Origin of the sequence: Saccharopolyspora galaxeae (assembly GCF_016526145.1) — a bacterium.
GTDB classification, from domain to species: Bacteria; Actinomycetota; Actinomycetes; order Mycobacteriales; family Pseudonocardiaceae; genus Saccharopolyspora_C; species Saccharopolyspora_C galaxeae.
Window position 1 is genome coordinate 445827 of the sequence record NZ_JADDUE010000001.1, and the last position, 22906, is coordinate 468732.

The window sequence follows — 22906 nt, forward strand, 5'->3', positions numbered from 1 at the left end:
CTGAACTCTCGGCGACCCCCGTCCTCCCCCTGGCGGGGGTCGTCCGCATTCTCGGGGGCGATGTTCCCGGCCGCGTCCGGTGCGGACGGTTTCCGAGCAAATTATTCCAGTCTTCAAGTAGTTTCGCGGTGCGCGGGCACTTCTTTTCGGCTCCCGGCGCTGGTCGGGCCATTTCCGGTGAATCCTTCACGGTTGATCGCTTAATCGGGTGAAGAAGTTGTCCACAAGGTGCCGGTCCATCCACAGATTCCGGAATTCGGTCTGGGCGCCGCCGCCCGGCCGCTGCAACGTGGACGTCGAGCGGGAATTCCGCCGGTCCCGGCGAATTCCTCCCGCGAGCCCTGCGACCGGAACGGGTGCCGGCATGCCCACCTCGACCACCGCACCACCACTGCTCGTCAGCCAGGACGACGACCTGGCCGCGGAGATCACTCGGTTGACCGCCGTCGCGGGCTGCGACCTGCGGCGTCGCGCCGACCCGGCGGAGACGGGGCAACTCTGGCGCGAAGCGCCGCTGGTGCTGCTCGACGACCGCACGGCGGCTCGTGCTGCCGCGGCCGGTATGCCGCGAAGATCAGCGGTCCTGCTGGTCTCCCGCACGCAGCGAGCGGAGCGGTGGCGGTCCGCGTTCGAGATCGGCGCGGACGCGGTGCTGCAGTTGCCCGAGCAGGAAGCGCAACTCGTCGAGCTGCTCGCCGAGGCCGTCGACGCTCCCGCGTCCGGCGCAGGACGGGTGCTCACCGTGCTCGGCGGAACCGGCGGCGCGGGTGCCTCCACGTTGGCCGCGGCGGTCTCCGTCGTCGCGGCACGCCGCGGCGACCGCGCGTTGCTGCTCGACTGCGACCCGCTCGGCGGCGGGTTGGACCTGACCGTCGGTGTGGAGCGCACGCAGGGGTTGCGCTGGTCCGGACTGGCGATCAGCGGTGGCCGCGTGGCGGCCGGTGCGCTGCGGGAGGCGCTACCGGGACAGCGGGTCGGTTCCGGCGCGCTCACCGTGCTCTCCTGCGACCGCGACGGTGCGGCCAGCGGACTCACCGCGCCGTCGGTGCAAGCCGTGCTCGCCGCCGGTCGCCGGGGCGGTGAAACGGTCGTGTGCGATCTCCCGCGGGATCTGTCCGAGCCTGCTTGCGCGGTGCTGCGCACCGCCGATCTGACCGTCCTGGTCGTGCCCGCGCAGGTCCGGGCGTGCGCGGCCGCGGCGAGCCGGCTGCGGGTGCTGCGGGAACGCGCTTCCGCACCGGTGCGGCTGGTGATCCGCGGGCCTGCGCCCGCCGGGCTCCGCGTGCGCGACATCGAGCTTGCGGTGGGCGCGCCGGTGCTCGCGGTGCTGCGAACGCAGGCGGGTCTGCCGGGAGCCGTCGACAAAGCGGGACTGTGCGGGACGCGGGCGAGCAGCCGGGGAGCCACGGCCAGAGCCGCGGCGGAAGTCCTCGAGACCTTGGATGATCAGCGAGCCCCGGAACGGGTGGCGTCATGAACACCGACTTGATCGAGCGGGTGCGCAACCGCCTCGCTGGCGGCGGCACGCCGGTGAGCCCTTCGGCGGTGGCGGCCGCGGTGCGCGAGGAAGCGGGCGGTCCGGTGGCGGACGCCGACCTGCTCACCGCTTTGCGGTCGCTGCAACAAGAATTCCTCGGTACCGGCGTGGTCGAGCCGCTGCTGCGCGATCCGGAAGTCACCGACGTACTGGTGACCGCACCGGACGAGGTCTGGGTGGACCGCGGCGACGGGTTGTGCCGCTCCGCGGTGACGTTCTCGGACGAGGAGGCGGTCCGCAGGCTCGCGCAACGGCTCGCCGTGGCCACCGGCAGGCGGTTGGACGAAGCGCAACCGTGGGTCGACGGCTGGCTTCCCGGAGCCGGTGCGGGCGAAGCGGTCCGGATGCACGCGGTGCTGCCGCCGATCGCCGTGAACGGGACGTGCTTGTCGTTGCGGATTCTGCGGCCCGCCTCGCACGGGGTGGATGCGCTGCTGCGGATGGGCACGTTCTCGCCGGAACTGGGCGCGGTGCTGCGCTCGATCGTGCGGGCGAGGCTGGCCTTGCTCGTGACCGGCGGCACCGGCGCCGGGAAGACGACCCTGCTGGCCGCGCTGCTCGGCGAGGTTTCCGCGGCTGAGCGGATCGTCTGCGTGGAGGAAGCGGGTGAGCTCCGCCCGCGGCATCCGCACGTCGTCCGGCTGCTGACCCGGCCCGCGAACGTGGAGGGAGCCGGTGAGGTGCGGATGCGGGATCTGGTGCGGCAGTCCCTGCGGATGCGCCCGGACCGGTTGATCGTCGGCGAGGTGCGCGGCGCGGAGGTGTGCGAACTGCTCGCCGCGTTGAACACCGGCCACGAAGGCGGTGGAGGGACCGTGCACGCCAACTCCCCGGAAGAGGTTCCGGCCCGGATGGAGGCCCTGGCCGCGCTGGGCGGTATGGCCCGGGAGGCGTTGCACAGCCAGCTGGCCGCCGCCGTGCAGGTGGTGCTGCACGTGCGCCGCAGCGCCGATCGCGGCAGGCAGTTGGCCGCGATCGGTGTGTTGCGCCGTGAACGGGACCGAGTGTCGGTCGTGCCGGCCTGGCGGTGCGACGACGGTTGGATCGAGGGGCGTTCGGAACTCGCCGGGCTGATCCGTTCGCGGGGAGGTGCGGCGCCGTGCTGACTCTGCTGCTGCCTGCCGCGGCGTTGCTCGGATGGCCGGACCTGCGAGCGCACCACCGACTGCTACCCAGGCGTGAAGTTTCGCTGCCGCACCGGAATCCGGTTTCGTCGTTGCGGATCGGCGCGGTTCCGGCCGCCGCGCTGCTCGGACTGCTGCTCGCCGGTGTCGGCGGATTGCTGGCGGCGAGTGCGCTGACCGCGCTCGGCGTGTGGTGGTGGCGTACCCGCGGCGGGTACCGCCTGCGGTTGCAGCGCTCGGCGGCGCTGGCGGCCGGATTCCGGTTGCTGGTCGCCGAGCTTCGAGCGGGGTCGCACCCGGCCGCCGCCGCGGAAGGGGCGGCCGTGGACGCGGATTTTCCGGTCGCCGCCGTGTTCCGCGACCTGTCCACCACGGCAAGGATGGGCGGCGACGTCGCATCCGTGCTCACCGCAGCAGGTGCGGGCGCCGAAGCGGTGGATCGCCGCGTGTTCCGGTTCGGCGAGCGAGCTGCGCCCGTCGATCCCTTGGCACGGGCCGGCAGAGCGTGGGCGTTGGCCGAACGTCACGGCGTCGCCCTGGCGGAGCTGCTGGACGCGGTGCGCCGCGATCTCGAGCACCGAGTGGCGTTCGCGCGGGAGGTCGAGGCGAAGCTGGCCGGTCCGCGAGCCACCGCCGCGGTATTGGCGGGTTTGCCGTTGCTCGGCTTGCTGCTCGGGGAGGTCTCGGGAGCGACTCCGCTCGCGGTGCTCACCGGAGGTCTCTTCGGGCAGGCCGTGCTCGTGCTCGGAGTGGCACTGCTGTGCGCGGGTGTGCTGTGGACCGTCCGGCTGACCGAGTCGGTGGTGCGGACATGAGCGCCCTCGAACCGGTGTTGCTCGCGATCGCGCTGCTGTTGCTGCCCGTCCGATCGGCGCGGGTCGCCGTGCTGCACCGGAGGGGTGAAGCTGCCGCCGCCGGGCAGCCGAACTCCGTCACGCGGCTGTTGTCGAGATGGCCGGAACGAGCCAGAGCTCCCGTGGCTGCGGCTGCGTCCGGCGCCCTCGGCGCTGCCGTCGCCGGGGTGATTCCCGGTGCGGTGCTCGCTGCGGCCGTCTTCTGGCTGGTGCTTCGCGCTCGGGCCGGACCGCCGGACACCGATCCGCTGGAGCTGGCCGCGGGGTGGGATCTGCTGGCGGCCGGGATGCGCGCAGGGCTGCCGCTGGTCGTGCTCGTGCGGGCGGTGGCCGCGGAACTCGCTGGTCCGGCGGGTACCGCGCTGCGCGAGGTCGCGGGGCTGCTCGAACTCGGGGCCGACCCGGCCTCGGCGTGGGAACCGGCGCTTCGCCATCCCGGCACCGCCGAACTCGCCCGCGCGGCCCGCCGCAGTGCGCGGACCGGCAGTGCGTTGGCCGAGGTCGCCGACGGCCTGGCGGCCGAAGCGCGAACCGCGGTCGCCGACCGAGCCCAAGCAGCAGCTCAGCGGGCCGGGGTGTGGATCACCGCGCCGCTCGGCTTGTGCTTCCTGCCCGCGTTCCTGTGCCTGGGCGTGGTTCCGGTCGTGGCGGGGATGGTGCAGCGGCTCGCCGCGACCTGGTGAGCAGGCCGGATTCCGTCGTGCGGCGAGACATTCGTTGCCGACAACCGGCCCGGCAAGCCGCGAAAAGCGATGCGCGGTGCCGGGCGAACGACAACACGAGAAAGGCGGGAGCATGACCCCGATTCCTACGAAGATCAGCTGCACGGTGCCTGCCGGCGATCGCCGCACGAGCCGCTCCGGACTCAGCCGTCGTCGATTGCGGAGTCTTCGAACGCTGTTGCACGGCGACCGCGGTATGAGCACCGCCGAGTACGCCATCGGCACCGTGGCGGCGGCCGCTTTCGCGGCGCTGCTCTACACCGTCGTCACCGGCGACTCGGTGACGGCCGCGCTCACCGGGCTGGTCGAACGTGCATTGCAAGGCAGTGTCCCGTGATCGCGCGGCGAGCGCTCCCGGTCGGCTCGGGCGGCCGAGCGGTCCCGGCGGCGCGAAGTCCGGATTCCTTTTCCGACCGCGGTGCGGTGACGGTCGAGGCGGCCCTGGGCGTGGGCGCGGTCGTAGCGGTGTTCGTGCTCGTGCTGACCGCCATGAACATGGTGCTCGGGCAGGTCCGGTGCACCGACGCCGCGGTCGAGGCCGCTCGGCTGGCGTCCAGGGGAGATCGCGAGCAGGCCGACGCAGCGGTGCGGCGGTTGGCCCCGCCGGGCGCGAGCTTGGCGATCTCCGTTCGGGACGACCAGGTGACGACCGAGGTGAGCGCTCCACCGGTGGTCGGTTTCCTGCCCGCCCAGTGGTGGACCAGTCGAGCCGCGGCAGTGCTGGAACCGGGTGCGGCCGGGTCCGGTCCGGCGGAGCCCGCGCGGTGAGCACCGGTGCCGGCGGCCGGGATGCCGGTGTCGCCACGGTGCTCGCCGCGGTGCTGATCCTCGGATTGCTGGTCATCCTCGGGTTCGGCCTGGCACTCGGCTCCGCCGTGCTGGCCAGGCATCGCGCGGAGGGGGCCGCCGACCTCGCCGCGCTGGCCGCTGCATCGCACGCCACCGCGGGCGGCACGGCGGCGTGCGAGCAAGCGGAACGGGTGGCGCGCGGGATGCACGCGAGCGTGCTCGACTGCCGACTGTCCGGCCCGGATGCGCGAGTGATCGTCGCAGAACGCACTTCCGCCCTGCCCGGGTTGCTTTCATCCCAGGTCAGCGCCAGGGCAAGGGCGGGGCCGGCACCGCGCTGAACGCGAGTGGCGTGTTCCGGGTGCGCGCTCAGCGGTCACACGTCCCCGGGCGGCGACCGGTTGCCGTGTCGCGCGGCCGGGAACGCCCACCCCGGCATATCAGTGCCTCTGGTCCCGTTCCCGACGTTCGTCGCCGCTGAACGACCGTTCGTCGCCGCGGGGGTATACGCGGGTGCGCCTTGTGACGTTGATTGAAAGTGCGAGTTGCGGGCAAGAGTTCCGACAACGTGGTCGGGCTCGCAGGTGGACCGCGATACCGCGGGAAACCGTTGCCGAGGCGCTCGCCGTTGTTGAGGAGGAGAGGGAATGGACTGGTCGGCGGACGAGCGGCCCGGTGTTGCTACAGGGACCGGTGTCGCTCCAGAGACCAGTGTCGCCGGTTCCGGCACCGGCGGTTGGCGCGGAGCGGCCGATTGGGCCGGTGCGTTCCGCATCGAGCTGCGGGTGCAAGCGATCGAGCTGGCCGCGCGCAGCTGGCCGGTGGTGCCCGGCACGTTCCCGGTCGCTGCGACCGGGAGATGGTCCGGTGGTGGCTCCACCGGCCCGGTGCCCGTGCACGAGGACTGGCAGGACCGGCGGAGCACCGACGCGGACCAGGTCGCGGCCTGGTTCGGTGAGCGGCCGTACAGCCTGCTGATCGCCACCGGTGACGAGGTGGAAGTACTCGAGGTCGGTGCCGAGCTCGGGCGGCGTGCCGCGCGGGCGCTGCGCTCGATGGGCGCTCCGGCACCGATCGTGGCGACTCCGGACGCCCGCTGGTACTTCCTGGCCGCCGGTGGCCGTGCTGCCGCGGTGTGCCCCGAGCTCGTCACCGCGGGAGCGGTGCGCAGGCACACCGCCGGAAGCTGGCTCCCGGTGCCGCCGAGCACTTTCCACCACGGTGTCGTGCACTGGCGCGTCAAGCCGGAGGTCTGCGGGTGGCGGCTACCGTCGCCCGAGGTCATCGGCGATGCGTTGCGCATCGGTGCGGACACCGCCGAAGACGTGGCCCAGCTCGTCGTGGCCGGCAACTGACGGTCGGCGGCGACCGCGAAATTAGCCGCGGGCAACTGGACGTCCGACCCGTCCAGGGGCACCCCCGATGAGACGTCCGGCGGTGGGAGCGAGCGGGACCGGCGAACCCGCTCGCTCACCCGACCCGCCGCCGTCGTCTCAGCCCCGCCCAGCGGCTTCCCCGTGCGCGGTCGAGAGCACGTCGAGCACAGCCACCGCCCCCGCCTTGTCCAGCGGTTCGTTGCCGTTCCCGCACTTCGGCGACTGAACGCAGGACGGGCACCCCGCCGGGCACCCGCAGGAGACGATCGCCTCCCGCGTCGCGGCCAACCAGGGGAACAACGCGGCATAGCCGCGGTCGGCGAAGCCGGCACCCCCCGGGTGACCGTCGTGCACGAACACAGTGGCTCGTCCGGTGTGTTCGTGCCGGGCAGTGGAGACACCACCGATGTCCCACCGGTCGCAGGTCGCGAACAGCGGCAGCAGGCCGATCGCCGCGTGCTCGGCGGCGTGCAGCGCGCCGGGGATGCGTGCCGGGTCCAGCCCGGCCCTCCCCGGCGCGCTGCCGGTAAGCAACTCGTCGGAGATCGTGTACCAGACGGCGCGGGTCACCAGGTTCCGCGCGGGAAGCTCCAGCGCCACCTGGTCGAGCACCTCGCCGGACGGCAGTTTGCGCAGGTAGCCGACGACCTGCGAGGTGACTTCCACGTCGCCGAGGCAGACCGTCACCCCCGGGGCGACCATCCGTTCCTCCACGGTGCGCAGCACCGAGATGTCCACGACGTCGCGCGGCGAAGTGGTCCACTCCGGGTTCTCCGAGTGCACCAGCGCCAGCCCGCTGTCCAGGTCGAGCTCGTCGACGACGAACGACTGGCCCTGGTGCAGGTGCACCGCACCGGGATGCACCATCGAGCAGGCCGATTCCGGGTCGACGGTGCCCAGCATCCGCCCCGAGTCGCCCTCCACCACCGCGACCTGCTGGCCTCCTGACCCGCGCAGCTCCACCGCCCCGTGCGGCCGATCCTTCGCGGTCCAGTACCAGCCGCGTGGCCGTTTGCGCAGCACACCTTCGTCGGTCAGCGCCTCGACCGCCGCCCGCGCGGGCGCCCCGCCGAAGATCTCGAACGATGATTCGTCCAGCGGCAGCTCCGCGGCGGCGCAAGCCAGGTGCGGTTCGAGCACGTACGGGTTCGCCGGATCCAGCACCGTCGATTCGACCGGCCGGTCCAGCACCGCGGGCGGGTTGTGCACCAGGTAGGTGTCCAGCGGATCATCCCGCGCGACGAAGATGACCAGCGCGTCCTCCCCATCCCGCCCGGCCCGGCCCGCCTGCTGCCAGAACGAGGCCAGCGTTCCCGGATACCCGGCCACCACCACGGCGTCGAGCCCCGCGATGTCCACACCCAGTTCCAAGGCGTTGGTCGCCGCCACCGCGAGCAGTTCCCCGGACAGCAACGCCCGTTCCAGCCAGCGCCGGTCCTCGGGGAGGTAACCGCCGCGGTAGGCGGCGACCTTGTCCGCGAGTTCATGGTCCACTTCGGACAGAGCGCGCCGGGTGGACAGCGCGGCCAGCTCGACGCCGCGCCGCGAGCGGATGAACGCCAGCGTCCGCGCGCCCTCGATGACCAGCTCGGTCAGGATGCGCGCCGCCTCGGTCCCGGCCGCGCGACGCACCGGCGCGTCGTTCTCGCCCGCCAAGTCGTCCAGCAACGGCGGTTCCCACAACGCGACGGTCCGCGAACCCCGCGGTGAACCGTCTTCGCTGATCGCGTGGCACTCCACCCCGGTGAGCCGTTCGGCGAGCGCACCGGGATCGGCCACCGTCGCCGAGGCCAGCACGAACACCGGGTCCGACCCGTAGTACCGGGCGATCCGCCGCAGCCGCCGCAGCAGCAGTGCCACGTGGGAACCGAACACGCCGCGGTAGGTGTGGCACTCGTCGATCACCACGAACTTGAGGTTCCGGAAGAACCGCGCCCATCGCGAGTGCCGGGTGAGCACGCCGTGGTGGAGCATGTCCGGGTTCGTGAAGACCCAGCGACCGTGCGCGCGAACCCAGTCCCGTTCGACCTTGGGCGTGTCCCCGTCGTAGGAGCTCGCACGCACTCCTTCGAGCCCTTCACCGCAAAGCTCCTCCACCGCCCGGAGCTGGTCGGCGCCGAGCGCCTTGGTCGGAGACAGGTACAGCGCGGTGCTCCGCGCGTCCGACAGCAGCTCGGCGAGCACCGGGAGCTGGTAGATCATCGACTTGCCGGAGGCGGTGCCGGTGGCCACCACGACGTGCTCACCGGCCCGCGCCGCTTCGGCCCCTTCGGTCTGGTGCGACCACGGCAGCTCCGCGCCGCGGGCGCGCATCGCGGCCACCAGCTGTTCCGGCGCCCAGTCCGGCCAATCCGCGTGCTTGGCCGGGCGTGCTGGTGTCTGCTCGACGTGGCGCAACGGGGACTCGTCGGCAGGCACTCCGGCCAGCGCGCGATCGAGCAGCCGTCGCCCGCGGCCGTCCCGGTCCCGGCCGGTGTCCGCCTGGCCTGCACCCATGTGCGCTGCGTTCACGTCTTCGAGCCTCGCACAGGGCGCACGCGGCACCGCACACGTGTGTGCATACCCGGTGATGATCTCGATCGAGTGATCTTGCGCGGGCTGCGGGCCGTTCGCTGAGCGCGGTCGTTTCGTCCGGCCGGCGCGCGCGGCTTCGTCCCCTTCGCGTGGTTGCGCCGACCGGGTGAGCGCGCGACACGCCGGACGGAGCTCCCGAGCGACACGCGATACCGGAAGTCACCCGTTCGGTCCACGTCAAGATTTGCCCGAACGGGCGATCAAGGCCGCACTGTATCGATCATGAAATAACGAATCCGCACGTCGATGCGAGGCACGCATCACACGGTGAAGTAAGACACTTCGAGCCTGAATAGACTCCCCGCCCACGACTTCGTCGCGCGCGGCCCCCGGCGGGCCGGGCGTCGGCGGGGAAGTATCGAGCGTCGGAGCGGACGCAGCACCGCCCTCTCCGGCGCGCCACTGAGCACATTCGAGGAGGACGGATGTCCCTGCTGACGCCGGCCCAGCCAGGTTGGGCCGCTCAGGGCACTGCACCACCGAGCTCGACGCAGATGAACCTCGCGCAAGCCGCTCCCGGCGGCGGTCTGGATCTCAGCGGCGCGGACTACGCCGTGGTCGGTGTCGTCATGGTCATCGCCCTGGCCGCGCTGGCCTTCGGCTACGTGCTGATCAAGGAGGTGCTGGCGGCCGGTCAGGGATCGGCCAAGATGCAGGAGATCTCCCGAGCGGTCCAGGAAGGTGCCGCCGCGTACCTCAACCGCCAGTTCCGCACCCTCGCCGGGTTCGCGGTGGTGGTGTTCCTGGTGCTGTTCGCGCTACCCGCCGACAGCGCCGCCGAGCGGATCGGCCGATCGATCTTCTTCCTGTTCGGTGCCGCGTTCTCGGCGGCCATCGGTTACCTCGGGATGTGGCTGTCCACCCGCGCGAACGTGCGGGTCGCGGCGGCCTCGAACGACCCGGGTGCGGGCAGGCAGACGGCGATGAAGGTGGCGTTCCGCACCGGCGGTGTGGTCGGCATGACCACGGTCGGCCTTGGCCTGTTCGGTGCGTCCCTGGTGGTGCTGGTCTACGCCGGTGAAGCACCGCGGGTGCTGGAGGGCTTCGGCTTCGGCGCCGCCCTGCTGGCGATGTTCATGCGGGTCGGCGGCGGCATCTTCACCAAGGCCGCCGACGTGGGTGCCGACCTGGTCGGCAAGGTCGAGCAGGACATCCCGGAGGACGACCCCCGCAACGCCGCGACCATCGCGGACAACGTGGGCGACAACGTCGGCGACTGCGCGGGCATGGCGGCGGACCTGTTCGAGTCCTACGCGGTCACGCTGGTGGCCTCGCTGATCCTGGGCACCGCGGCGTTCGGCCTGAAGGGTCTGCTGTTCCCGCTGATCGTGCCCGCGATCGGCGTGGTCACCGCGGTCATCGGCGTCTACATCACCAGGGCGCGGGCCGCCGAGAGCGCGCTGACCGCGATCAACCGCTCGTTCTACATCTCGGCGGGCATCTCCGCGGTCGCGTGCGCGATCGCCGCGCTGCTGTACCTGCCGACGTCGTTCTCGCAGTTGGCCGGGGTCTCCCCGGAGATCAGCAACAGCCCGGGCAACCCGGCGCTGATCGCGCTCGCCGCGGTGATCATCGGCATTCTGCTGGCCGTGGTGATCCTGAAGCTGACCGGCTACTTCACCGCCACCGAGCACCGGCCGGTGCAGGACGTCGGCAAGTCCTCGCTGACCGGCCCGGCCACGGTGATCCTCACCGGCCTGTCCGTCGGGTTCGAGTCCGCCGTCTACACCGCGCTGGTGATCGGCGCGGCGGTCCTCGGTGCATTCCTGCTCTCGGGCACGTTGACGGTGGCGCTGTTCGCGGTCGCGCTGGCCGGCTGCGGACTGCTGACCACGGTCGGCGTGATCGTCGCGATGGACACCTTCGGGCCGGTCGCCGACAACGCGCAGGGCATCGCGGAGATGTCCGGCGAGTTCGAGGGCGAGGGTGCCAAGATCCTCACCGAGCTGGACGCGGTGGGCAACACCACCAAGGCCATCACCAAGGGCATCGCCATCGCGACCGCGGTGCTGGCGGCGACGGCGCTGTTCGGGTCGTACCAGGACGCGATCACGAAGGCCGCCCGCAACGTCGGAGAGGCGATCAGCGCGGCCGACTACCAGGTGTTCGCGCCCAACGTGCTGGTCGGCATCGCGATCGGGGCGGCCGTGGTGTTCCTGTTCTCCGGGCTCGCGATCAACGCGGTGTCCCGCGCGGCAGGCGCCGTGGTCTACGAGGTGCGGCGCCAGTTCAAGGACAACCCGGGGATCATGGACGGTTCGACCCGGCCGGAGTACCACCGCGTCGTCGACATCTGCACCCGCGACTCGCTGCGCGAGCTCGCCACCCCCGGTCTGCTGGCGGTGCTGGCGCCGATCGCGGTGGGCTTCGGGCTCGGCGTCGGTCCGCTGGCCGGTTACCTGGCGGGCGCGATCGCCGCCGGCACCCTGATGGCGATCTTCCTGGCCAACTCCGGCGGTGCGTGGGACAACTCGAAGAAGCTGGTCGAGGACGGCTACCACGGCGGCAAGGGTTCCGAGGCGCACTCGGCGACGGTCATCGGCGACACGGTCGGCGACCCGTTCAAGGACACCGCTGGACCGGCGATCAACCCGCTGATCAAGGTGATGAACCTGGTCTCGGTGCTGATCGCGCCTGCGGTGGTCACCCTGACCATGGGCGACTCGGCCTCGCGGCCGGTGCAGATCGCGATCGCGGTCGTGGCGGCGCTGGTGATCGTGGGCGCGGTCGTGGCGTCGAAGCGGCGCAGCACGGCCATCGCCGACGAGCCTGCCGACGAGGGCAAGGTCGTCAACGGCGCGGCCTGACGAGCCGTCCTGGCGGGGCGTCCGGCGCGGCCGGGCGCTCCGCCTTTTTCGGTGCTGACGGGTGAAGTGGGCGGCTTGTGCGTTGTCTCGCCGCACATCCTTCTCCGACGAGTCCGCAGTTCCGTGCGCAGCGATGAAGGTCCAGTGCGCCCCCGGCCTGCCGGTCGCGGCCGCGGGTGCGGGACAGTCGGGGCGCACGGTGAAGCAAACCCCAGGGGAATGCGCATGAAGATCCGTTCGACCTCCGTCGCGGTGCTCGCCGCCGTCCCGCTGGCGCTGGCCGGTTGTTCGCAGGGACCGCAGCCGCCGGAGCAGCCGCCGCAGCAGCCACCGGCTCCGCAGCAACAGCAGCCCGCCCCGAACCAGCCGGCGAAGGTCAGCGCCGAGGGCGTGGCGTGGACCGGCAAGCTGTGCGGCCTGGTGGGCAGCTTCTCCGCGTCGCAGCAGCAGGCGCCGCAGGTGGATCGCAGCAACACCGACGCCTTCAAGAACTCCTCGGTCGCCCAGATGACCGCCGCCGAGCAGGCCGCGAACCAGACGGTGACCGGGCTGCAGCAGATCGGCCCGTCTCCGATCAAGGGCGGCGACCAGGTCGCGGGCACCTTCGTCGACGGGTTCTCGCAGGTGCGCGACATCCTGAGCACGGCCAAGGGCAAGGCCGAGCAGGTCGACTCGCACGACAAGCAGGCGTTCACCGCGGGCATGACCGGTGTGCAGGACGAGCTGAAGAAGGGGCAGCAGCTGGACTTCAGCGCCCAGTTCGAGCAGTTCTCCAAGAACGCGGAGCTGAACCAGGCGGCGACGCAGGCTCCGGAGTGCCAGCAGCTGACGGCGCAGGCTCAGCAGCAGGCCCAGCAACAGCAGCAGATGCAGCAGCAACAGCAGCAACAGCAGCAGCCGGCGCCCCAACCGCCGCGCTGATCGACGCGGTGCGCCCGGCCGGGCCCGAGTAGCCCGACCGGGCGTACCCACTGGTCAAGCTCGAACGACTGTTCTACGATCATGGATCGTGGACCAGCTGTCCTTCTTCTCGGCGGAGGCCCGCCATCCCCGCGTGGCCGATCTCGCGGGAATGCTGTGCGGGCCGGGCCAGGCGGTGGGCTTCGGCCGCGGCACCGCCGCCCGGCTGTCCGTCGTGGTCGCCGACGACTGGCGCGCCCGCTCGCTGGTGCGTGCCTGCGAGGAGCGCGGGGTCGGCGCCGAACTCGACCGCTCCGAAGCCGATCACCCGCTGGTGCGCACCGCGTTCCGCGCCGACCTGACCGAGCTCGCGCGCGATTGGCTGCGCGGCGCGATGAAGTCGGTGCCCGCCGATTTCGCCCCGGACGGCGCCGCGCTGCGGATCTGGGCGCTCACGGCGGGACGCCCGGTGCCCGGCGGTTACCTGCTCGGCCTGGATCCGCACGCGCCGGACACGCACGAGCCGTTGACCTCCGCGCTGTCCAGGGCAGGACTTCCGACGCGCTGCCTCGGGCCGCGCGCCGGCGGTCCGGCGTTGCGCGTCACCGGGCGGCGCCGCATCGAACGCCTCGCCGAACTCGTCGGCCCGACACCCGATGGTGCGATCGAGCGCACGTGGCCACTCGTTTCGTGACGCTTCACCGCAGGCAGTGACAGGTCACGCAACGGAACACGTTCCTCACCCGATACGTTCGTACGGGACGGAAGACGCGAGTACCGGCGTGTGGTGTGCCACGCTGTGCGTCCCTGGGTGCGGCATATCGGACCGCGTCCGGTGCACACTGGCGGATCGGACGCCTTCGCGAGGAGAGAGCAGGTAAGCGTGGCTGGGTCGACACGGGCGAAGCAGGACGGCAACGGCCGGGCTTCGGGGTCCGCGAACGGAGCGGGCGCCGGTGGTCGGCGGCTGGTGATCGTCGAGTCCCCCGCCAAGGCCAAGAAGATCGCCTCGTTCCTCGGTTCCGAGTTCCTGGTGGAGTCCTCCCGCGGGCACATCCGGGACCTGCCGCGCGGCGCCGCGGACGTCCCGGCGAAGTACAAGGGCCAGTCCTGGGCGCGGCTCGGCGTGGACGTGGAGAACAACTTCGAGCCGCTGTACCTGGTGACCGCGGACAAGAAGAGCACGGTCAGCGAGCTCAAGGACGCGCTGAAGGAAGTCGACGAGCTCTACCTCGCCACGGACGGCGACCGCGAGGGCGAAGCGATCGCCTGGCACCTGATGGAAACGCTCAAGCCGAAGGTGCCGGTGCGCCGGATGGTGTTCCACGAGATCACCGAGTCCGCCATCCAGGCCGCCGCGGCGAACCCGCGCGACCTGGACCAGGACTTGGTGGACGCGCAGGAGACGCGCCGCATCCTGGACCGGCTCTACGGCTACGAGGTCAGCCCGGTGCTGTGGAAGAAGGTCATGCCGAAGCTCTCGGCGGGCCGGGTGCAGTCCGTGGCGACCCGGATCGTGGTGCAGCGCGAGCGGGAGCGCATCAAGTTCGTGCCCGCTTCCTACTGGGACATCTCGGCCACCATGGATGCCGGTGCGCAGGCCGATCCGCGCCGCTTCGGCGCCCGCCTGGTCAGCGTGGACGGCGCGAAGATCGCCACCGGACGGGACTTCGGTTCGGACGGCAGGTTGCGCAACGCCGATGTGCGCCCGCTCGACGAGCAGGAGGCGCGCCGCCTGGCGGGCGCGCTCGCCGACGCGCAGCTGAGCGTGTCCAGCGTCGAGGAGAAGCCCTACACGCGGCGCCCCTACGCGCCGTTCATGACCTCCACGTTGCAGCAGGAGGCCAGCCGCAAGCTCCGCTTCTCCGCGGACCGCACGATGCGCACCGCGCAGCGGCTCTACGAGAACGGCTACATCACCTACATGCGGACCGACTCGACCACGCTGTCCGAGACGGCGCTGAGCGCGGCCCGCAACCAGGCGCGGGACCTCTACGGCGACGATCACCTCTCGCCGCAACCCCGGCAGTACAACCGCAAGGTCAAAAACGCGCAGGAAGCGCACGAGGCGATCCGGCCCGCCGGGGACACCTTCCGCACGCCCGGCCAGGTGGCCAACGAGCTCGACGCCGACGGGTTCAAGCTCTACGAGCTGATCTGGCAGCGCACCATCGCCTCGCAGATGGCCGACGCGAAGGGCACCACGCTGTCGGTGCGCATCACCGGCACCGCCGCGGGCGGCGAGGAGTGCACGTTCGCCGCATCCGGGCGCACGATCACCTTCCCCGGCTTCCTGAAGGCCTACGTCGAGTCGGTGGACTCGGAGGCGGGCGGCGTCGCCGACGACGCGGAGTCCAGGCTGCCGCGGCTCGCGCAGGACCAGCCGATCACCGCCGCCGAACTGGAGCCGGACGGGCACAGCACCAATCCGCCCGCCCGCTACACCGAGGCCAGCCTGGTCAAGGCGCTGGAAGAGCTCGGCATCGGCCGCCCGTCCACCTACGCCTCGATCATCAGCACCGTGCAGGAACGCGGCTACGTGTGGAAGAAGGGCTCCGCGCTGGTGCCGTCCTGGGTGGCGTTCGCCGTGGTGGGCTTGATGGAACAGCACTTCGGCCGGCTGGTGGACTACGACTTCACCGCCGCGCTGGAGGACGAGCTGGACCGCATCGCCGAGGGGCGCCAGCAGCGCACGAAGTGGCTTTCCGGCTTCTACTTCGGCGGCGAGGTCGGGCCGGACGACTCGATCGGCCGCGCCGGCGGGCTCAAGAAGCTGGTCGGTTCCAGCGTGGAGCAGATCGACGCCCGCGAGGTGAACTCGATCCCGATGTTCACCGACGACGAGGACCGCACGGTCTACGTCCGGGTCGGCAGGTACGGGCCGTACCTGGAGCGCCCGCTCGGCGACGACGAGTCGCAGCGCGCGAACCTGCCGGACGACCTGCCGCCGGACGAGCTCACCGCGCAGATCGCGGAGAAGCTGTTCGCGACGCCGATGGAGGGCCGCAGCCTCGGCACCGATCCGGAGTCGGGGCACGAGGTGCTGGCCAAGGAAGGCCGCTTCGGCCCGTACGTCACCGAGGTGCTGCCCGAGGGCGACAAGTCCAAGCCGCGCACCGGCAGCCTGCTCAAGTCGATGTCGCTGGACACCGTGACGCTCGAGGACGCGCTGAAGCTGCTGTCGCTGCCGCGGGTGGTCGGCACCGATCCCGACTCCGGCGAGGAGATCACCGCGCAGAACGGCCGCTACGGGCCGTACTTGAAGCGCGGCACCGATTCGCGGTCGCTGGAGACCGAGGAGCAGATCTTCACGGTCACGCTGGACGAGGCGAAGAAGCTCTACGCGCAGCCGAAGCAGCGCGGCAGGCGGGCCGCGGCGGCTCCACTGCGCGAACTGGGCGATGAGCCGGACACCGGCAAGCCGCTGGTGATCAAGGACGGCCGGTTCGGGCCGTACGTCACCGACGGCGAGACGAACGCTTCGCTGCGCAAGGGCGATGACGTCGAGTCGCTGTCGATGGACCGCGCGACCGAACTGATCCAGGAACGCCGCGCGAAGGCTCCGCCGAAGAAGAAGTCGGCGCAGTCGAAGAGCAGCTCGTCGAAGAGCGCCCCCGCCAAGAGCGCCTCAGCCAAGAGCACCTCCGCCAAGAGCGCTGCGTCGAAGAGTTCCGCGTCGAAGAGCACGGCGTCCAAGAGCGGCTCCAAGAGCACGTCCGGCAAGAGCACCGCCAAGTCCGGCACGTCGGCGAAGTCGGGCACGTCGGCGAAGTCGGGGACCTCCGCCAAGAGCACGGCATCGAAGAGCTCCACAGCCAAGACGAACGGCTCGAAGAGCACGTCGTCGCGCAGCACCGGCGCCCGCAGCAAGTCCGCGAAGAGCGACGAAACCGCGTCTTCGCAGTCCTGAACCGCCCCGGGTGCGCCCGGTCCGCTGTCGTGGCCGCCTCGTACAGTGCGGGTGAACGCCACGGAGGTGACCTGTGCAGGAGTCCCCGGATCCGGTCGAGGGCGAGGTCCCGCCGGACACCGGCGTCTGGGCGGACATCGTCGGTCAGCCCGCCGCGGTGCGCACGCTGCTGGCAGCCGCCCGCGCCGCGCGGTTGCAGATCCGGGGTGAGCCGGCGCCGGCCGGGGCGATGACCCACGCGTGGTTGTTCACCGGACCGCCCGGATCCGGCCGCTCGGTGGCGGCTCGCGCCTTCGCGGCGGCACTGCAGTGCACGGACCCGGCCGCGGATGGTGACCTGCCGGGCTGCGGGCACTGCTCCGCCTGCCGCACGGTCATGTCCGGCACGCACGCGGACGTGCGCGTGGTCGTGCCGGAGGGTCTGACGATCTCGGTGCGCGAGATGCGCGAGCTCGTGCAGGCCGCGGCTCGCCGCCCGACCACCGGGGAATGGCGGGTCGTGCTCATCGAGGATTCCGACCGGCTGACCGAAGGCGCGGCGAACGCGCTGCTCAAGGCCGTCGAAGAACCTCCGGACCGCACGGTTTTCGCGCTGTGCGCGCCTTCGGACCACCCGGAGGACGTGCCGGTGACGATCCGCTCGCGGTGCCGCGCCGTGCAGCTGCGCACTCCGCTGGCGTCCGCGATCGCGGAGGTGCTGCGCGAACGGGACGGCATCGAGGACGCCATGGCCACCTGGGCCGCGTCCGTGTGCGGCGGACACATCGGCCGTGCGCGGCGGTTGGCGACAGATTCCGATGCGCGGGAGCGGCGCGCGAAGGTGCTCAGCGTCCCGGCCGGTCTGCGCCGGTTCTCCGATGTGTTCACCGCCGCCGGCGGGCTGGTGAAGTCCGCGGAGACGGAGGCGGCAGCGGCCAACGAGGAACGCGACGAAGCCGAGAAGGACGAGCTGCGCACCGCCATGGGAGCGGGCGGTACCGGTAAGGGAACCGCGGCGGCGAACCGCGGCGCGAACGCCGCGCTGCGCGAACTGGAGAAGCGGCAGAAGTCCCGGGCCACCCGTTCGCAGCGGGACGCGCTGGACCTGGCGCTGGTGGACTTGGCGGGGTTCTACCGGGACGTGCTGGTGACCCGGTCGCGTTCGGCCGCGCCGCTGAACCATCCGGACTACGAGGCGGATGTGGTGCGCGCGGCTTCGGAGTGGAGCTCGGAGTCGGCGCTGCGGCGGCTGGAAGCGGTGCTGGAGTGCCGCACGGCGCTGAGCCGCAACGTGAAGCCGATCATCGCCGTGGAGGCGATGGCCGCCACCTTGCACCGGGGCTGACGCCGCCGCGGACGTGAAACGGCCCCCGCACCCTCCTCCCCTGGGTGCGGGGGCCGCGTCAGTGGCGGCCGGTCAGTCGGCCGGGGTCTGCTGCGGGACGTTGACCGCTTCGGCCAGCGAGCTGTGCCCCAGGCCGTGCTGCAGCGGCTTGCCGAGCATGCCGTTGGCGTTGCTGAGGTCGAGCAGGTGCGGGCGCTGCGCACTGCGCGGGGCGGGCTTGGTGGTCGGGGCGTTGATCGCTTCGGAGCTGCCGCCCGCCTGGCCGTCGGTGCCGCTGAGACCGCCGGATCCGGGCTTGCCCGGCTTGCCGTTCTCGGCGGTGACGTGCTGGTTCATCGCCTCGGGCGGGAGGGCGTTGACGAAGTCGACCATCGCGTTGCCCGCCGTGTTGACGGCGTCGCCGATGTCCCGCGGCGGGAACGCGGGCTGGGCGGCGCGCGCACCGTCTGCCGGGGACTGCGCACTGCGCGGCACCGGGTGCGTGGTCGCGTGGTCGAACGGGGCGAGCGGGTCGCCGAGCGCGCCGTCCTTCTCGGCGGAGCCGCCCAGCGGGCCGTTGTCGAAGGCCGCGTTGAGGGGACCGTTCTCGAGGCTGTTCGCCAAGGGGCCGTTCTGGAAGGTGCTCGCCAGGGGCCCGCCGTCGCGCTGCTGGCCTGCCTGCTGCGCCAACCCGGAGGGTGCGGAGACCACGTCGCCGACGGTCTTCTGGATGCCGTGGACCGTGCCTGCGCCGTGGAAGGCGGTCTGCGCGAGCCCGTTCTGCACGGGCAGTTCGGCCGGGTATTGGGGGGTGGCCAGGGCGGCCCCTGCGGAGCCGACTACGCCGGCCCCGGTCAGCACGGCGGCGGCCGCCGCGGTCAGGCTGCGTTTCATCGCCTTGCTCCTCTCCGCACAGGTGCTCACCTGTGCACCGGGCGGAGAGTACGGAGCCGGGTTCGACCACGAATCAGCGATCACGACCTTCGGAAAATATCTACGCGCAGTGTGTGGAACGGGGCAGAATCCGCTCACTTTCGAGTGATCCGAACGGTCCCGCGATCACTGTCCGGCGAAGGACGTGATGTCCACGGATTGGTTGAGGTGCTGTTGGCGCTTGGCCTGCTCCTCGCGCAACGATTCCACGGTATCGGCGAATTCGGCGTAGGCGTCGGTTTCGTCCTCGAACCTACTGTACCGACCGGCCCGCAATTCGACCGAATGGTATTCGCGTTCCAGCACATCGGCGGTCTGCTGCAGGCTCACGCCCCGCTCGCGGTACTTGGCGTAACCGCCGAACGCGGCCGCGACCGCCACCAGCAGCCCGACGCAAACAGCTGCCCAGCGGAAACTGGGGGCCGAAGTGCCCGCGGCGGTGACCGTGGCGCTGACGATCGAGCCGACGATCACCACGGTCTGCAGGAACTGGTCCTTCCAGCGGTGCCTGCCCGCTTCGTCGCGGTAGCGCTCGATCACGTCGGGCAGGTCCGCCCGGTAGCGCTTGCGCATCCCGAGCAGGTCACCGGAGTTCCACTCGTCGAGCTGGTGCTCGCGGTGCGCCCGTTCGACCTCGCGCAGCTCGGTGGCCACCGAGCGCATCCTGAAATGCTGGCGGTAAGCGGTCCGGGCGGAGACGGCGACCGAGCCGATCGGTAGCACCACTGCCGCGACCGTGGCCGCCACGGGCGGATTGAGCAGGCTGATCCCGGCAGCGGAGATGCCGAACAGGGCCAGGTTGCCCGGATAGACCCAGAGCAGCAGGAAGCGTTGCAGCAGCCGTGCCCGGTAGAGCTGCTCGGACAACTCGCTGATGCGTCGTTCCCAGTCCTGCGCCTGGGATTCTCCGGCGATGACCCCGCCGCCGATGATGCCCGTGCCGTTGCCCGCGTCCCAACGCTCCATCACATCGATCCTTCCGGCGTCACTGTGATCGAAGTAGCTCCCCAAGTTCGGCGACAATCGGCTATCAGGGTGAAGGTCGATTGGGCTGATCGGCCTACACCTGGTGGCGCCGTGTGATCACTGCAGGTCGGTCGCGAGATGTCGACTTCGAAACCCGCCAGTGATAACAGCTGTTGCCACCAGCCGTCCGTCACCGTCCCTACTTGCCCCGGATCGGGGTGACCCACTTTGGCAGCGCCGCCGAACGGCTCAATCACGTGGGGCGCGAACGACGGCGTTCGGACTCTGCTATGGGGCGGAGCCGAGCGGCGTTCTCGGTGGCTGCGGTGGAGTTCACCGCGGTTGTTCGTGTTGGAACTTCTGCTGTGTGCGATTTAGGAATTCCGAATAAAAGCGGAACGATCCAGAACGAAATTTCTTGCCGATTGTTCCGACTTGGAACTTGATCAAGCCGTTCACGCCTACCCGTCCATGGTCCTGCGGTCGCCCGGACCGCACCACGGCGAGCCGGACGCGAAACAGCCCCCTCCCGGAGGCCGGAAAGGGGCTGTGCGCGGAGCCGCCTGCGGGAATCGAACCCGCGACCTACGCATTACGAGTGCGTCGCTCTGTCCGACTGAGCTAAGGCGGCGTTGCGCGGCCAGTGTAGCGGGGCGACGCGACGGCTCCGACGGAGGGGAGGGCTCCGACGGAGGGGAGGTTCGGAGGCGGTCGCGAGCGGCGAGCGGACGTGCACACGCGGCAATCGGGCCGTCACCCCGGCCAGGGCGCATCGTTGTGCTGATCGGTGATACGTGTCACCGATCCGACCAACGGAGGTCTTCGCGATGCGATCGAACCGACCGCTGCGCCGCTTCGCCGCTTGCACGACGGTGTCGCTGGCCATCGCCGGGCTGAGCGTGCCGGCCGCGTTCGCGGAGACCACCACGACGCCCATTCCGATCCCCGAGGATCCGAACCAGCCGCCCGCGTCCTCCGGCCCGCCGGTACCGCCGCCGGGGCCGATCGTGGCGGAAGCCGGCACCGGCATCGGGGTGGTGCGGGTGCTGCCGGGCACCGTGCCCGGGGACTCGATCATCGACGGACAGCAGGTGCCGAACCAGTCCGTGGCGGAAGCCGGCATGGGGCTGGCCACCGCGAAGGCGGACTCGGGGACTTACCTGGCGCAGGAGCGCTCGGTCGCGGAAGCCGCGCCGTTCGGTGCGGCGATCGCGGGCAACCCGATCCAGGTTCCCGGGGTGTCGGTGAACCAGACGGCGCTGCCGGACCACCCCGAACCGACCGCGACCGGCTTCGGGCCGTCTCCGTCGCCTGCCGACTCGGTGCTGAAACTCGGTGCGGTGCAAGGGAGTGCGCACGCGAGGTGGGACGAGCTGCAGGGGCCGTGCGTGTCCCCGATCTCCGATGCGGACACCTCGGTCGCGAGCGTTTCCGCGGTCAACGCGCTGCCCGCGATGCCGGACACCCCGCAGGAGTTCGACCGGCTGGCGAGCGACCCGGGCTCGGCCCAGGCGAAGACCGCCGAGCTGCGCGCGATGCTCGATGGCGGGAAGGGCGCCACGCTCGGCGGTCTGCTCTCCGGCGGTGCGCCGGACGAATCGGGCAACGGCTCGCTGCTCAACGTGCCGCAGTCGATCCGCGCGCACTCCCGCATCGAGCTGGTGGACGTGCCGGGCGCGGCGGGCAAGGCGGTGCGGTCCACCTCCGAGATGCAGCTCGCCAGCGTCCAGCTGCTCGCCGGGACGCCGCAGGAGGTGCGGGTCGACGTGGTCAGCGCGCCGAAGCTGACGGTCACCGCCACCGGCGATCCCGCGACCTCCAGCGTCGACTACTCGGCGCCGGTGCTGCGGGTCTCGCAGGGCGGCCGGGAATTGGCGGTGCTCGACGCGGCGCACCCGACGCAGGACCTGCCGATCGGGATGCCGCCGGGATCGGATCGGCTGCCGGTCGTCGGCGACGCGCTGAACAGCCGGATGCTCGACCTCGGGGTGCTGCGGCTGAACCTCGGATCGCTGACGCAGCAGGCCGACGGCACCGAACTCAGCGCCGATGCGCGGTTGTTCGAGCTGAAGGTGCTGCCTGCCGATGCGCTGGGGATGCCCGGTGCCGCGCTGGCCGACATCTCGTTCGGGGAGCAGTCGGCGCAGGCCGGTGCGCCCGAAGGCGGCGTGCAGTGCGGGCAGCAGCCGCTCCCCGCGCCTGCGGACCCGCCCGCGGAGGGCGCTGCTGCGCCACCGCTGGCGAAGACCAGCGGTGCCTACTACACGATTCCGCTGTTCTGGACCGGTGCCGGGCTCCTGCTGCTGGGCGGCGTGCTGGTCGCCGCGGTCCCGCGCCGCAGGAACTAGCGGCGCCGTCCCCGCACCCCGAATCCGGGGACGGCCCGCCCGGCACGACGAAGGCCCTCACCCCGGCGAGGTGAGGGCCTTCGGTGCGAGCGCGGTTCAGTGCTCGCCGTGCTCCTTGGCGCGCCGGTAGGAGCGGTGGATCTCCTCCTCCGCCTCGGTCCGGCCGACCCAGGTGGCGCCCTCCACGCTCTTGCCCGGCTCCAGATCCTTGTAGACCTCGAAGAAGTGCTGGATCTCCAGCTTGTAGAACTCCGCCAGGTGGTGGATGTCGCGCAGGTGCTCCTGGCGCGGGTCGTCCGAGGGCACGCAGATGAGCTTGTCATCGCCGCCCTTCTCGTCCCGCATGCGGAACATGCCGACCGCGCGGGCGGTGATTAGGCAGCCGGGGAACGTCGGTTCCTGCACCAGCACCAGCGCGTCCAGCGGGTCCCCGTCCTCGCCGAGGGTGTGCTCCACGTAGCCGTAGTCGGCCGGGTACTGGGTTGCGGTGAACAACGTGCGGTCCAGCCGGATCCGGCCCGTCTTGTGGTCCACTTCGTACTTGTTCCGGCTCCCCTTGGGGATTTCGATAAGGACGTCGAACTCCACGCGGTTCCTCACTCGTTCTCGCCAGCTTGCTCGTCGAGACTCTCGCCCGACCGGTTGCGGCCCGCCGCTGCCACGCCGGTCGGCGTCCGGCCCGCGGCGCGCCTGCCGGGCACTGCGCGGTGCCACCTCGCAGGCCACCAGGCCCGACGAGTCGACAGCGGCCGCCCGTGCCGCG

Annotated in this window: 18 protein-coding genes and 1 tRNA gene; 14 read left to right on the forward strand and 5 right to left on the reverse strand. The window is 71.4% G+C overall.

From position 1 onward, the window contains the following. Positions 1-364: 364 nt before the first annotated feature. From ssd to INP57_RS02090, 8 genes are all read left to right on the forward strand, one after another. Entirely contained in the window at positions 365-1477 is a 1113-nt protein-coding gene (ssd, locus tag INP57_RS02055; protein WP_200068257.1) for a septum site-determining protein Ssd, read from the forward strand. Then, positions 1474-2643: a TadA family conjugal transfer-associated ATPase gene (locus tag INP57_RS02060; RefSeq protein ID WP_200068258.1), complete on the forward strand. Its 1170-nt coding sequence runs from the start codon at positions 1474-1476 to the stop codon at positions 2641-2643. Before ssd ends, INP57_RS02060 begins: the two co-directional genes overlap by 4 nt. Continuing rightward, on the forward strand, positions 2637-3476 hold the full coding sequence (locus INP57_RS02065; protein ID WP_200068259.1) for a type II secretion system F family protein: 840 nt from the start codon (positions 2637-2639) through the stop codon (positions 3474-3476). Before INP57_RS02060 ends, INP57_RS02065 begins: the two co-directional genes overlap by 7 nt. After that, the gene (locus INP57_RS02070) at positions 3473-4198 is read left to right on the forward strand and encodes a type II secretion system F family protein (protein ID WP_200068260.1); all 726 of its coding nucleotides are present in this window, start codon (positions 3473-3475) and stop codon (positions 4196-4198) included. Before INP57_RS02065 ends, INP57_RS02070 begins: the two co-directional genes overlap by 4 nt. A 112-nt stretch (positions 4199-4310) precedes the next feature. Then, positions 4311-4574 carry a DUF4244 domain-containing protein gene (locus INP57_RS02075; RefSeq protein WP_200068261.1) on the forward strand — a complete coding sequence of 88 codons (264 nt, stop codon included), beginning with the start codon at positions 4311-4313 and terminating at the stop codon, positions 4572-4574. A gap of 86 nt (positions 4575-4660) precedes the next feature. After that, positions 4661-5005, forward strand: a complete 345-nt coding sequence (locus tag INP57_RS02080) for a TadE family type IV pilus minor pilin (protein ID WP_200068262.1) — start codon at positions 4661-4663, stop codon at positions 5003-5005. Continuing rightward, on the forward strand, positions 5002-5367 hold the full coding sequence (locus tag INP57_RS02085) for an Rv3654c family TadE-like protein (protein WP_200068263.1): 366 nt from the start codon (positions 5002-5004) through the stop codon (positions 5365-5367). Before INP57_RS02080 ends, INP57_RS02085 begins: the two co-directional genes overlap by 4 nt. Before the next feature lie 306 nt (positions 5368-5673). Next, positions 5674-6381: a bifunctional DNA primase/polymerase gene (locus tag INP57_RS02090; protein ID WP_200068264.1), complete on the forward strand. Its 708-nt coding sequence runs from the start codon at positions 5674-5676 to the stop codon at positions 6379-6381. Between the two features lie 138 nt (positions 6382-6519). On the opposite strand, the gene sftH is transcribed toward INP57_RS02090, so the two are convergent. Beyond that, positions 6520-8898, reverse strand: a complete 2379-nt coding sequence (gene sftH, locus INP57_RS02095) for a DEAD/DEAH box helicase (RefSeq protein ID WP_200068685.1) — start codon at positions 8896-8898, stop codon at positions 6520-6522. Between the two features lie 572 nt (positions 8899-9470). Between sftH and INP57_RS02100 the strand changes: the two genes are divergently transcribed. The 5 genes from INP57_RS02100 to INP57_RS02120 all read left to right on the forward strand — a co-directional run bounded on the left by INP57_RS02100 (position 9471) and on the right by INP57_RS02120 (position 17917). Further along, positions 9471-11783 carry a sodium-translocating pyrophosphatase gene (locus INP57_RS02100; RefSeq protein WP_233626737.1) on the forward strand — a complete coding sequence of 771 codons (2313 nt, stop codon included), beginning with the start codon at positions 9471-9473 and terminating at the stop codon, positions 11781-11783. Between the two features lie 225 nt (positions 11784-12008). Further along, positions 12009-12704: a hypothetical protein gene (locus INP57_RS02105; protein ID WP_200068266.1), complete on the forward strand. Its 696-nt coding sequence runs from the start codon at positions 12009-12011 to the stop codon at positions 12702-12704. A gap of 88 nt (positions 12705-12792) precedes the next feature. Continuing rightward, on the forward strand, positions 12793-13377 hold the full coding sequence (locus INP57_RS02110; RefSeq protein WP_200068267.1) for a hypothetical protein: 585 nt from the start codon (positions 12793-12795) through the stop codon (positions 13375-13377). Positions 13378-13566: 189 nt separating this feature from the next. Further along, complete coding sequence (gene topA / locus INP57_RS02115) at positions 13567-16593, forward strand: type I DNA topoisomerase (RefSeq protein WP_374220905.1); 3027 nt, start codon at positions 13567-13569, stop codon at positions 16591-16593. Positions 16594-16666: 73 nt separating this feature from the next. Beyond that, positions 16667-17917, forward strand: coding sequence for a DNA polymerase III subunit delta' (locus tag INP57_RS02120; protein ID WP_200068268.1), 1251 nt, complete (start codon positions 16667-16669; stop codon positions 17915-17917). A 72-nt stretch (positions 17918-17989) separates the two neighbouring features. Here INP57_RS02120 and INP57_RS02125 read toward each other — a convergent pair whose 3' ends face one another. From INP57_RS02125 to INP57_RS02135, 3 genes are all read right to left on the reverse strand, one after another. Further along, positions 17990-18790, reverse strand: a complete 801-nt coding sequence (locus INP57_RS02125) for a hypothetical protein (RefSeq protein ID WP_200068269.1) — start codon at positions 18788-18790, stop codon at positions 17990-17992. Positions 18791-18955: 165 nt separating this feature from the next. Continuing rightward, positions 18956-19795, reverse strand: a complete 840-nt coding sequence (locus tag INP57_RS02130; RefSeq protein ID WP_200068270.1) for a DUF4231 domain-containing protein — start codon at positions 19793-19795, stop codon at positions 18956-18958. A 557-nt stretch (positions 19796-20352) separates the two neighbouring features. Beyond that, positions 20353-20426, reverse strand: a tRNA-Thr gene (locus tag INP57_RS02135). A gap of 196 nt (positions 20427-20622) precedes the next feature. Here INP57_RS02135 and INP57_RS02140 point away from each other — a divergent pair. Continuing rightward, positions 20623-22143 (forward strand): hypothetical protein, encoded by a 1521-nt coding sequence (locus INP57_RS02140; protein WP_233626599.1) that lies wholly within the window; start codon positions 20623-20625, stop codon positions 22141-22143. Positions 22144-22239: 96 nt separating this feature from the next. Here the strand turns inward: INP57_RS02140 and INP57_RS02145 are convergent, their stop codons facing one another. Beyond that, on the reverse strand, positions 22240-22731 hold the full coding sequence (locus INP57_RS02145) for an inorganic diphosphatase (protein WP_200068271.1): 492 nt from the start codon (positions 22729-22731) through the stop codon (positions 22240-22242). Positions 22732-22906: the final 175 nt, after the last annotated feature.

Coding starts and splice junctions, on each gene's coding strand:
- ssd (WP_200068257.1), top strand. CDS start 365: ATGCCCACCTCGACCACCGCACCACCACTGCTCGTCAGCCAGGACGAC.
- INP57_RS02090 (WP_200068264.1), top strand. CDS start 5,674: ATGGACTGGTCGGCGGACGAGCGGCCCGGTGTTGCTACAGGGACCGGT.
- INP57_RS02130 (WP_200068270.1), bottom strand. CDS start 19,795: ATGGAGCGTTGGGACGCGGGCAACGGCACGGGCATCATCGGCGGCGGG.
- INP57_RS02070 (WP_200068260.1), top strand. CDS start 3,473: ATGAGCGCCCTCGAACCGGTGTTGCTCGCGATCGCGCTGCTGTTGCTG.
- sftH (WP_200068685.1), bottom strand. CDS start 8,898: ATGGGTGCAGGCCAGGCGGACACCGGCCGGGACCGGGACGGCCGCGGG.
- INP57_RS02100 (WP_233626737.1), top strand. CDS start 9,471: ATGAACCTCGCGCAAGCCGCTCCCGGCGGCGGTCTGGATCTCAGCGGC.
- INP57_RS02105 (WP_200068266.1), top strand. CDS start 12,009: ATGAAGATCCGTTCGACCTCCGTCGCGGTGCTCGCCGCCGTCCCGCTG.
- INP57_RS02060 (WP_200068258.1), top strand. CDS start 1,474: ATGAACACCGACTTGATCGAGCGGGTGCGCAACCGCCTCGCTGGCGGC.
- INP57_RS02125 (WP_200068269.1), bottom strand. CDS start 18,790: ATGAAACGCAGCCTGACCGCGGCGGCCGCCGCCGTGCTGACCGGGGCC.
- INP57_RS02140 (WP_233626599.1), top strand. CDS start 20,623: ATGCGATCGAACCGACCGCTGCGCCGCTTCGCCGCTTGCACGACGGTG.
- INP57_RS02075 (WP_200068261.1), top strand. CDS start 4,311: ATGACCCCGATTCCTACGAAGATCAGCTGCACGGTGCCTGCCGGCGAT.